Raw genomic sequence first — 11,520 nt, 5'->3', positions numbered from 1 at the left:
GCGCGGCGTCGGTCTCGTTCTGCTGCACGAACTCGGTGAGCTGCACGGCAAGCGCCGCGAGATCGCCGGCCAGGTGCTGGTCGATGAAGGCGCTGACGGCGCGCCACTTGACCATCAGCCGATGAAATTGCACCGCGTCCTCGCGCAGCGACTCGACCGGCATCTTGCGTACCGCCTCGACCAGGCTGCCCGACATCGGGGCCAGCAGGCGAATGGTCTCGGCGATGAAATCCGCGTTCTCGCGTATCAGTGCCATCAGGCCGCTGTCGCGCATGGCCTTCCACGTCAGCACCGTGTCTTCCATCAACGCGGGCAGGTCGTTTTCGGCGTAAAGGGCGCCCAGCTTGTTCACGGTCTCGGTGGCGGGCCCGGCCAGCGGACCGGACAACAGCCCGCCGAGTCCGTTGACCAGGGTGCCGAGTTGGGCCAGGCCCTGCCACTGCTCCGGGGTCAGGTCCGCCGGCCCGGTCGGGGTTTGCTTCTCCAGCATGTTGGTAGCCATGGTTACGTCCCTCCAGAAAGTTGAAACGGCGTGATACCCACGTCCCGCGCGGGCCTCAGGCCGCCAGCTTCTCGGCCATCAGCTTGGAGAAGTCCAGGCCCCATTCGGGCATCTTGCCCTTGGTTTTGAAGAACAGGTTCTTGTACTGCATCTTCAGCAGGAAGGGCGTGTGCCCCATTTTCAGGATCTGCGTATCGCCGCCGTACCAGCTGTTGGAGCGGATATAAAAGGCCTGGTTGTTGCCCATGTCGCCGATGCAGTACACCACGTGCTGCAGGGGCCGGTCGGCATCCGCCGCCGTCATGCGCCCCATGTCCCTGGCGATCTGGCGTCCGACGATCTCGCACTGGTCGTGACCGATGGCGCCCAGCTTGGGCACGGTTACCGCGGCCGCATCCCCGGCAGCGAAGACTTCGGGGTACTTCGGATTGCGCATCAGCAGATCCGTCACGATGAAGCCTTCGCTGTCCGAGATCGGCAGTCCCTTGAGGAACTCATGCGGCACCCAGTCGGGGAAGATGATCTTGACCTCGGCCTCGAGCGACTGACCGTTGGCGAACTCGATGCCGTCCGCGGTCAGGCAGGTGATGTCCTGGGTGTCGTTCAGGTAGTTGAACCCCATGCCGGAGGCGATCCCCAGCAGCTGGTTCACCACGTCCTCGCCGGCATCCTCCGCGATCAGCTCGGCCGGGGTGAACACCGTGATCTTGTCGGGCCCGCCCTGGCCGGTGTTTTTCAGATAGGTCGCGGTGGACAGCATCACCTCCACCGGCGGTCCTTCGCAGGCGGCCAGCGCCAGCGGAATGCTGCCGCCGGGGTAGGGCTCCAGGCCTTCGGCGCCGTCGCCCTGGTGAAAGCGCGCCGAACCGATGGCGATGGGGCCGCCCTGGTAGCCGCCTTCCCACAGATATTTGCGCAGCTTGTTGCCGTGATAGATGTCGCTCACGGTGTGGCCGTATTCGGCAAAGCCCTCGATCCTGTCGTAGGCCAGACGGTTGCCGATCGCGACCACCAGGTAGTCGTACCGGAGCCTGTCCGTCTCGGAGCCGGGGCGTTCGGACGGGATGTAATCGACCTGCTTGTTGTCCACGTCCACGGACGTGATCTCGCCCTGTAAAAAGGCGATGTCGTCCTCCGCCAGCACGTCGGGCAGGTCCATGCGCTGGTGCGCCTGCGGGTCGCGGTTCTCGAACACGTCGGCGGGAATGTTGGGAATGAAGAGCAGGTAATTCTTGCGGTCGACCACGGTGATGTCGACCGAATCACCCGCGTACTGGCGAATCTTCTGGGCCGAGCCCAGGCCGGCGAAATTGCCGCCCAGGACGACCACATGCGGTTTGCTGCTCATACTGACCTCCTGTTCGTTACGGGGGTGTTATTGCTCTGCGAAACGCGCAGGCGGAGCAGGGGTTATGCGGCCAGATGCCTGCGCCACAGGCCCTGTTCCATCATCGGGGCGAAGATCATGTAGTACGGTCCGCGATCGACATGGGCAAGCACGCCGTCGTTGTGAATCTGGCGCAGCTCGTAGTCGACCATGGCGTGGCCGAGCCCCATATGCGCGTGCTCCGGCGACTCCCACTCCATGTGCACGAAATACTGGGCGGGGGTCTGGGCCGGAATCGGCGGCGTATCGTGCACCTCGTCGCCGTAATTGGTGTTGTAGGCGGGCGGGTTGGCGCCCAGGGTGGCCTTGAGCATGCCCTTTGGATCGAGCTGGAAGGAGCCGATGGCCGAAACGCCGAACTGCTTCATGATCATCCAGCCGACCATCCCGGGCACGTTGTCCTTCATCCAGCGCAGCGTCTCCTGCGCGCCCTGCTCGAAGTCTTCCTCGTGTCCGTGCATCACCCAGTGGTCGCCGACCACCACGGCGCGCTGCGAGGCGAGGGCGACCTTGGGCACCGGCTCCTGCCGGGCGAATGAACCGCCCAGTTCGTTCGGCACGTCGGTCATCCCCATCAGCTGGGGCAGGTCGGATGCCACCACCTCGTAAAACGGTTCCCACGGACCTTCGACCACCATGTCCAGGCAGCTTCCGCACAGCTCGTAGATCTCGTCGAAATTCTCGTGATGCATCTCTTCATGCGACTTCACGTCCTTCCACACGGTGTACTGGAACATGCCGACCGGGTTCAGCGACTCGCGCATGTCGATGGCGCCGCCGCCGTAACGGCCGGCCATGGGATGGATACCGGTCTGGATGAGCTGCTCGAAACCCATAAAACCCGGATGGGACGCGGTGGTGATGCATACCTTGGGACCGACATGCATCATGGTCTGGAAGCTTTCCGGGGTATTGGTCACCTTGGACATATTGACTGCGATGATCGGATTGCCGTCAGACATGAAACCTCCTTTTGCTTCGGGTTCGTCCTCATCCATGCAGAGGCTGTGCCAGGCAGGAAATTCAGTGACTTAACCCGCAAAACCCGATTACCTGAGCATTTTACTTGGTCTATTTACACCACCCGGTGGGCCACATCGCACATGGGTGGTCGTCCCGAACCCACACAGACAGTCTTCTTTAGGAATATTCAATAACTAACTGTTTTTAATATTCTTTAATGGTTTTCTACTGCCAGGGGGCCGGGGGTGCCAAGGCCGGGTTTCCGTGACACAATATCCCCCCATCCGCTGTCCCGACCCGTTGCCGCCATCTAGATGAATCCATCTTTCGTCCATCTTCATCTCCACACCGAGTATTCGCTGATCGACAGCGTGGTGCGGATCAAGCCCCTGATGAAGACGGTCGCGGAGGCGGGCATGCCGGCGGTGGCGATGACCGACCACGGCAACCTGTTCGCCATGGTCAAGTGCTACCGGGCGGCCATCGCCCAGGGTCTCAAACCCATCATCGGCGTCGAGGTGCAGATCCGCGAAGGCGACGAACCGCTGTCGCCGCTGGTGCTGCTGTGCATGAACGACACCGGCTACCGCAATCTCACCCGGCTGGTGTCTCGCGGCTACCAGGAGGGGCAGCACGCCGGCATCCCGACCGTGCAGCACGAATGGCTGGAAGCGGCCAGCGAGGGGCTGATCGCGCTCTCCGGCGGCATGCACGGCGACATCGGCCGGATCCTGCTCAACGGACGCGACAAGGAAGCCCGCAAGCGCCTGGACTATTGGAAAAAACTGTTCCCCGACCGTTTTTATCTCGAGGTCACCCGCACCGACCGCACCGGCGAGGAAAACTACCTGCACGCCGCGGTGAACCTGGCCGCCGCCACCAACACCCCGGTGGTGGCGACCAACGACGTGCGCTTCATCACGCCGGACGATTTCGAGGCCCACGAGGCCCGCGTCTGCATCCACGACGGCTACACCCTGGACGATGCGCGCCGGCCGCATGCCTACAGCGACCGCCAGTACCTGCGCACGCCCGAGGAAATGGTGGAGCTGTTCGAGGACCTGCCCGAGGCCCTGGAAAACAGCGTCGAGATCGCCAGGCGCTGCAACCTGGGTCTGACCTTCGGCGAGAACTACCTGCCCGATTACCCCATCCCCGCCGGCCAGACGATTGAAGAATTTTTGGCCGAGGAATCCCGCAAGGGGCTGGAAAAACGCCTGGCGGAGATCGGCATCGCCGGCGATGACGCCGCCTGCAAGCCCTACCACGAGCGCCTGGAGATCGAGCTCGGCGTCATCAACCAGATGGGTTTCCCCGGCTACTTCCTGATCGTGGCGGACTTCATCCAGTGGGCCAAGGACAACGGCATCCCGGTGGGGCCGGGGCGCGGCTCCGGCGCCGGCTCGCTGGTGGCGTATTCGCTGCGCATCACCGACCTCGACCCGCTCAAATACGACCTGCTGTTCGAACGCTTCCTGAACCCGGAACGCGTCTCCATGCCCGACTTCGACGTCGACTTCTGCATGGAGAACCGCGACCGCGTCATCGAATACGTGGCCCGCAAATACGGCCGCGAAAAGGTCTCGCAGATCATCACCTTCGGTTCCATGGCCGCCAAGGCCGTGGTGCGCGACGTGGGCCGCGTGCTGGGCCACCCCTACGGCTTCGTGGACCGCATCGCCAAGCTGATCCCGTTCGAGATCGGCATGACCCTGGAAAAGGCCCTGGCCGAGAGCGAGGACCTCAAGGAACAGTACGACAGGGACGAGGAGGTCAGCGCGCTGATCGACCTCGCCCGCAAGCTGGAGGGCCTGGCACGCAACGCCGGCAAGCACGCCGGCGGCGTGGTCATCGCCCCCTCCGACCTGACCGACTTCACCCCGCTGTACTGCGAACAGGGCGGGCAGGGGCTGGTCACCCAGTTCGACAAGGACGACGTCGAGACCATCGGCCTGGTGAAGTTCGACTTCCTCGGCCTGCGCACCCTCACCATCATCGACTGGGCCGTGCAGACGGTGAACGCCTCGCGCAAGGCGCAGGGCGAGGACCTGCTCGACATCGCCCACATCCCGCTGGACGACGGCCCCTCGTTCGACCTGCTCAAGGCGCAGGAAACCACCGCCGTGTTCCAGCTCGAATCGCGCGGCATGAAGGACCTCATCCGCCGCCTGCAGCCGGACGTCTTCGAGGACATCATCGCCCTGGTGGCGCTGTTCCGCCCTGGCCCGCTGCAATCGGGCATGGTGGACGACTTCATCAACGTCAAGCACGGGAAGCAGGCGGCGAACTACCTGCACCCGGACCTGGAGCCGATCCTCAAGCCGACCTACGGCATCATCCTGTACCAGGAACAGGTCATGCAGATCGCCCAGGTGCTGGCCGGCTACACGCTGGGCGGCGCCGACCTGCTGCGCCGCGCCATGGGCAAGAAAAAGCCCGAGGAAATGGCCAAGCAGCGCGAGATCTTCATGAAGGGCGCCATCGGGCGCGGGGTGGACGGCGACCTCGCCACGCACATCTTCGATCTGATGGAGAAGTTCGCGGGTTACGGCTTCAACAAGTCGCACTCCGCCGCCTACGCGCTGCTGGCCTACCAGACCGCCTGGCTCAAGGCCCACTATCCGGCGGCCTTCATGGCAGCGGTGCTGTCCGCCGATATGGACAACACCGACAAGATCGTCACCCTCATCGACGAATGCCGCAACATGAAGCTGCAGGTGGTCCCGCCGGACATCAACCGCTCGGGGCACATGTTCGGCGCGGTGGGAGACGACACCATTCTCTACGGCCTGGGCGCCATCAAGGGCGTGGGCAGCTCGGTCATCGACAGCCTGCTCGCGGTGCGCGAGGAAGGCGGCCCGTTCAAGGACCTGGTCGACCTGTGCACCCGCAGCGACCTGCAAAAGCTCAACCGGCGCGCCCTGGAAGCGCTGATCAAAGCCGGTGCCCTCGACAGCCTGGGCGAGTCGCGCGCGGGGCTCATGTACGCCCTGCCCACCGCCGTGCAGCTGGCCGAGCAGGCCCACCGCAACGCCAGCGCCGGGCAGGAGGACATGTTCGGGGAAAGCGCGCTGCCCGTGGTCGAAACGCCGGTGCAGACCGACGTGCCCGAATGGGACGAACCGGAACGCCTCGCCGCGGAAAAAGAGACTTTGGGCCTGTATCTCACCGGCCACCCCATCAACCAGTACCTGGACGAGATCAGGCAGTTCACCGGCCCGCGCCTCGGCCCGTTGCTGGCCGATCTGTCCGACGACCGCCGCGGCGAGCGCAGCGTGGCCATCGCCGGGCTGGTGGTGAACATCCGCATGCGCAACACCAACTCGGGCCGACAGGCCTTCGTCACCCTGGACGACAACACCGGGCGCATCGAGCTGGCCCTGTTCAGCGAGAACTACCAGCGCTACGGCCAGCTGCTCAACAAGGACCAGCTGCTGGTGGCCGAGGGCACGGCCAGCTTCGACGACTTCAACGGCGGGGTACGCCTGCGCGTCAAGGAGCTGTTCGACATCGACCAGGCGCGCACCCACTTCGCCCGGCAGATCAGCCTGCGCCTGAACCGGGGCAGGGCGGTCAACGGCTTCCTGTCCGAGCTGGCCGAGACCATGAAGCCCTACCGCGGCGAGGGAAACTGCCCCATCGTGCTGCATTACGAAAACAACGACGCCAGCGCCGAGTACCGTTTCGGCGAGGATTGGAACGTCTCGCCCGCCGAGGGTCTCATCCACCGTCTGCGCAGGCTGCTGGGCGACGAAAACGTGCGGGTGCAGTATTGAGCGCGTGCCTGTCGCGTCCGCGCGGCGAAGCATGTATTCTCGCGCCTTTTCGCGGCATATCCGCCCCAATTCGCGGACAAGTCGGGGCCATGCATAGCCGAGCGCATGCAGCCCATGTACAATGCCGAGCCCGGGAAGCAGAGCAAAAAGTGATCAATTAATACACATGAATCCCGATTTTCTCGATTTTGAGCAGCCCATCGCGGAACTGGAAGCCAAGATCCAGGAGCTGCGTTTCATGGGGGATGACTCCGAGCTGAACATCCACGAAGAGATTCAGCGGCTCGAAGCCAAGGCCCGCGGGCTGACCGAATCCATCTTCGCCAAGCTCAGCCCCTGGCAGATTTCCCAGCTGGCGCGCCATCCGCGCCGCCCCTACACCCTCGATTACATCGAGCACATCTTCACCGACTTCCAGGAACTGCACGGCGACCGCGCCTTTGCCGACGACGAGGCCATCGTGGGCGGCATGGCCCGCCTGGACGGCGAGCCGGTGATGATCATCGGCCACCAGAAGGGCCGCACCACGCAGGAAAAGCTGCGCCGCAACTTCGGCATGCCGCGCCCCGAGGGCTACCGCAAGGCGCTGCGCCTGATGCGCCTGGCCGAGCGCTTCCAGCTGCCCGTGCTCACCTTCATCGACACCCCCGGCGCCTATCCCGGCATCGGCGCCGAGGAACGCGGCCAGAGCGAGGCCATCGCCCGCAACCTGCTGGAGATGTCCGAGCTCAAGACCCCCATCATCTGCACCGTGGTGGGTGAGGGCGGTTCCGGCGGCGCGCTGGCCATCGGCGTCGGCGACCGGGTCATGATGCTGGAATACGGCACCTACGCGGTCATCTCGCCCGAAGGCTGCGCCTCCATTCTCTGGAAGAGCGCGGACAAGGCCGCGGATGCGGCCGAGGCCATGGGCATCACCTCCAACCGCCTCAAGGAACTCGGCCTGATCGACGAGATCATCTCCGAACCGCTGGGCGGCGCGCACCGCGATGTCGAGGCCATGGCCGACAACCTCCGCAACGCCCTGAGCAATGCGCTGCGCAACCTGCGCAAGCAGGGCATCGACAAGCTGCTCGATGTGCGCTATCAACGTCTCATGTCCTACGGTAATTTCCAGGAAGGCTGAGACCTCGTGAATCCCGGTGCTGCGCGACACCGCCCCGGCGTAGCGCGGCACCCGTCCGCCCCGGGCATCCTGCCCACACCGAAGTCCATTCCCCTTCATGTCCCGTCCCCGGGACCTGAATCGTGGGCCGCGCCATGGCGCTGATCGCCCGCGACCTGCTTCCCGTATTGCACCGCCTGCCACCCGCCAGGCGCTACGTGGTGGGATTCAGCGGCGGTCTGGATTCCACCGTACTGCTTCACGTTTTGGTCTCGCTGCGCGACGAGCTGCCGCCGCTGCAGGCGGTGCACGTCAACCACGGCCTGCAGGCACAGGCAGCGAATTGGGAAAAACATTGCGCCCAGGTCTGCCAAGACTTCGACTGTCCGTTGGATATCCTGCACGTCGATGCACGACCTTCCGACGGCGAAAGCCCGGAGGCGGCAGCGCGCAGTGCACGCTATGACGCCTTGCGTGAATACTGCCGCCAAGGCGACCTGCTGCTTACCGCCCATCACCAGGACGACCAGGCCGAAACCCTGCTTAACCAGTTGCTGCGCGGCGCCGGCCCGGCAGGACTCAGCGCCATGCCGCGCGTCGCGCCCTTCTCTCCGAGTACCTGGCATGCACGGCCGCTGCTTGAGGTGACACGCCCCGAACTGAAGGCCTATGCCGAGGCAGCAGGTCTGACCTGGATCGACGACCCCACCAATACCGACACCCATCTGGCGCGCAATTATTTCCGCCATCACGTCATGCCCGTGCTGACACAACACTGGCCCTCTGCCGGCGCAACCCTGGCACGTGCCGCCCGTCATCAGGCGGAGGCCTGGGCGCTGCTGCAGACCCTCGGCCGGCAGGATATCGAGACGGGGCAGGGCAGCCGCCCGGACTGCTTGTCGGTACAGGCACTGCGCCGATTGCCCACCAATCGCGCCCGCAACGCGATCCGTGTCTGGCTGCACGACAAAGGCCTGCCCATGCCTTCCGAGGCGCGCTTGGCGCGCATCCTGGAAGACGTGCTCACGGCCGGTGAGGATCGGATGCCCTGCGTGGACTGGCCGGGCGCGGAAGTGCGCCGCTACCGGGACGATCTGTACGCCTTCGCCCCTTTGCCGCCGCATGATCCGACTACTATCTATAAATGGGACCCAAGCGAACCGCTGGAGCTGTCGTCATTGAATCTGTGCCTCACGCAACAGGACCTGCTCGACCTGGGCGTGGATGTGGCTGCGCTGGATGGACCTCTCAGCGTACGTTTCCGCCAGGGCGGCGAGCGCTGCCACCCCAAAGGACGCCAGGAAACACACGAGCTGAAAAAGCTGCTACAAGAAGAGGGTGTGCCGCCCTGGGAGCGGGAGCGGATTCCGCTGGTTTACGCAGGGGAGCGATTGATTGCGGCGGTGGGGTTTTGGGCGTGTGAATAAGACGCCTATGCATTAGATATTCTTAATCAACACAAGGAGGGGATGATCATGGCAAGGTACTATGTAAACAAAAACGCTCAGGCTAACGGAGATCACGAAGTTCACCAGCAGGGGTGCAGCTTTATGCCCGCTCCTGAAAATCGGATCTACCTAGGTGATTTCGCAACCTGCGCTCCGGCAGTTCGAGAAGCCCAGAGGCACTATACACAGTCAAATGGCTGCTACTACTGTTCCCGGAACTGCAACACAGGCTAATCGTTTCGCCTACATATAAGGCTTGGCCTAACAGTTCGTTCCAGCGGATACGCTGATACGTATCGCTTAACTCAAGCGTTAGAGGGCATGGAGGGGGAGCGAATGCCATCTGATGATCTAGATAGCTTCATCCGTTGGCAAACTGTCACGCGTGAACACTTCTCATCTGTGTCCAACCTTGTGCTTGGTCTAGCCACAGGCCTCTTGGCTTTTTTAGTTTCTGGCCTTGCTTACTCGAAACCCTTGAGCAAATACTTGCTTGTTGCTGATACAGGATCAATGCTCCTTCTTTCTGCCTCCATTGGACTAGCGGTTTGGTGCGCTATAAATCGCCTTCGAGATTTTCGAACCACGGCACAGATTGCACGTTCACGCTCTAAAGGGAAGCCAGCCGTCTCCGACACGCGTCTAGAGACTAAGGTGTTGGGCCAATTGTCGTGGCGATTGTTCTGGTGGCAACTTGTCCTGTTCGGTTTCGGGGCAGTCGGGGTCGCTATCGTTATTATCACTCGACTTTGGGCATAACAATATGCCATCTAACACGTCACTCCAGCCAACTTCGGCACGCTATGTGACCCTCCTTGGCTGAGCTTGGCGTTAGCTGTAAGAGAAAAGCAATGAATCGAAGATCGTTAGTTACACTTGCGCTCGGCACATTCCTTGTCTTCGGAATATTGCTTAGCATCGGGATCAGCATATCTTCTCGCGACAGAGCATCGTATCTTGACTCGCGTGTTTCGGAACTAGAATCTAGTATTGGGCAATAAAAGAGGTGTAGGGCTAATGAAAGCTTTTTTTCTGCTGTGGTGGCGATCCCTACCATTTACCGTTGGCATGGCGGCTTCACTGATCGCACTTTGCTTTTTAGTACGTTTCTATGACTACGGTCTGGAGCTTGATTCAGAATATATTTGGCTGTTTATGTTGTTCTTTCTAGTGGGCTTTCCTACTTTGATTTTTGGGATAAAGAAACTTTCTCATGATCCAGACGAGGAGACAAGCGGCGGCTGACAAGGCGATCTATTGAGCACGCATTTCGCAATGCTTCATTCGCCCTAGCGGCACTTTGAAGTTATACCATGGAGAGTAAGAGAGAACCTCTAGAATGCTGGATTCCAAGGTAAAGGAATGGACTGGTCAGTTGCCAACTCTGCATTAGCCGTCACCCTAATCGGTGTAAGCGGTGCAGCTATTGGCTATTTCTATCGCGCCAGGACAGAACGGCTACAAAATTATCGACTAGCCCTTTTTATCTTACTCAAGATCTGGCATCGTTTTGGGCTATTAAATGTCGAAGACTTCAATCCAGAAATTGATTCAATAATCAATAGCATAAAACGGCAGTTTCCCGATGCAAATTTTTCTGACGAAGAAATAGGTGCCATTAAGGTATATTTCACACCTTATCTCAGGCAAATGCTCATAAATAAGGCGTTTGAAGGATTTGAATCAATTGAGCAGGCCTATGCAGAAGCTGTGCATTTAGTATCGCTCCATGACCCTATTTATGGATATGAGCTTGATTCAATAAAAAGTATCCGTAGCCGAATGGTAGCTATTGATCAATATTTTGCTTCTGCATTTGGGCAGGTCGTGCAGAGCGACGATCCAAATAGCCAATTCCTTATTAGCATTCAGTCAAAACTTAAATCATTTGCTCATAACGATGCTATATCAGATATAGAATCTGCAATTCACCGTCTCAGCTGGAAGGTTGGAGTCATAACAAGATTCAGAGTTAAAAAGGCATTGCAGCAACGTAAAGATAGACTTACGCATATACCAGAAAATGAGATCCAGAGGCTTATAGACGAGGTATTAGTACCTGCGATTCAAACTATTACCAACATCAAGCACTAAACGAAAAATAAGGGCCAGAGAGCAATTATTAGTAATATAAGAGAACAATAAACTTGCCGCTGGTGATGCGAGGTATGAGTTGTTCATTCAAGGAGAGAAGACATGAATCACATATGGCGTTGGGCTATTGTTTGCGGTTTTCTAGCCATGAATATTTCAGGTCCATCCTTTGCTGACGCACGCCTCGACAAAAGCGCTCTGGAAACCTTGATCAAAGGAAACACTGTCGAAGGCAGGAATATTAA

The 11,520-nt window shown here is 60.4% G+C and carries 9 protein-coding genes; 6 read left to right on the top strand and 3 right to left on the bottom strand.

Going from position 1 to position 11,520, the window contains the following annotated elements; genetic code table 11:
• From P8Y64_11165 to P8Y64_11155, 3 genes are all read right to left on the bottom strand, one after another.
• The coding region (locus P8Y64_11165) for a hypothetical protein (GenBank protein ID MEJ2061025.1) at window positions 1–502 on the bottom strand (502 nt) is incomplete at its 3' end.
• 55 nt (window positions 503–557) lie between these two features.
• Complete coding sequence (locus tag P8Y64_11160) at window positions 558–1,850, bottom strand: FAD-dependent oxidoreductase (protein ID MEJ2061024.1); 1,293 nt, start codon at window positions 1,848–1,850, stop codon at window positions 558–560.
• 62 nt (window positions 1,851–1,912) lie between these two features.
• Entirely contained in the window at window positions 1,913–2,851 is a 939-nt protein-coding gene (locus P8Y64_11155) for a sulfur oxygenase reductase family protein (GenBank protein ID MEJ2061023.1), read from the bottom strand.
• 315 nt (window positions 2,852–3,166) lie between these two features.
• Here P8Y64_11155 and dnaE point away from each other — a divergent pair, with 315 nt between their 5' ends.
• The 6 genes from dnaE (at window position 3,167) to P8Y64_11125 (ending at window position 11,275) form a co-directional block, all read left to right on the top strand.
• Window positions 3,167–6,628, top strand: a complete 3,462-nt coding sequence (gene dnaE / locus P8Y64_11150) for a DNA polymerase III subunit alpha (protein MEJ2061022.1) — start codon at window positions 3,167–3,169, stop codon at window positions 6,626–6,628.
• A 166-nt stretch (window positions 6,629–6,794) separates the two neighbouring features.
• Window positions 6,795–7,754 (top strand): acetyl-CoA carboxylase carboxyl transferase subunit alpha, encoded by a 960-nt coding sequence (gene accA, locus P8Y64_11145; GenBank protein MEJ2061021.1) that lies wholly within the window; start codon window positions 6,795–6,797, stop codon window positions 7,752–7,754.
• A gap of 122 nt (window positions 7,755–7,876) precedes the next feature.
• Window positions 7,877–9,160, top strand: a complete 1,284-nt coding sequence (tilS, locus tag P8Y64_11140; GenBank protein MEJ2061020.1) for a tRNA lysidine(34) synthetase TilS — start codon at window positions 7,877–7,879, stop codon at window positions 9,158–9,160.
• A gap of 48 nt (window positions 9,161–9,208) precedes the next feature.
• Window positions 9,209–9,415 carry a hypothetical protein gene (locus P8Y64_11135; protein ID MEJ2061019.1) on the top strand — a complete coding sequence of 69 codons (207 nt, stop codon included), beginning with the start codon at window positions 9,209–9,211 and terminating at the stop codon, window positions 9,413–9,415.
• Between the two features lie 783 nt (window positions 9,416–10,198).
• Window positions 10,199–10,426 (top strand): hypothetical protein, encoded by a 228-nt coding sequence (locus P8Y64_11130; protein ID MEJ2061018.1) that lies wholly within the window; start codon window positions 10,199–10,201, stop codon window positions 10,424–10,426.
• Window positions 10,427–10,543: 117 nt separating this feature from the next.
• Window positions 10,544–11,275, top strand: coding sequence for a hypothetical protein (locus P8Y64_11125; protein ID MEJ2061017.1), 732 nt, complete (start codon window positions 10,544–10,546; stop codon window positions 11,273–11,275).
• Window positions 11,276–11,520 lie beyond the last annotated feature (245 nt).

This window comes from Gammaproteobacteria bacterium, assembly GCA_037388465.1.
Classification (GTDB): domain Bacteria; phylum Pseudomonadota; class Gammaproteobacteria; order SpSt-1174; family SpSt-1174; genus JARRKE01.
The sequence above is the reverse complement of the archived record's forward strand: the minus strand, read 5'-3'. Positions and strand labels throughout refer to the sequence as shown.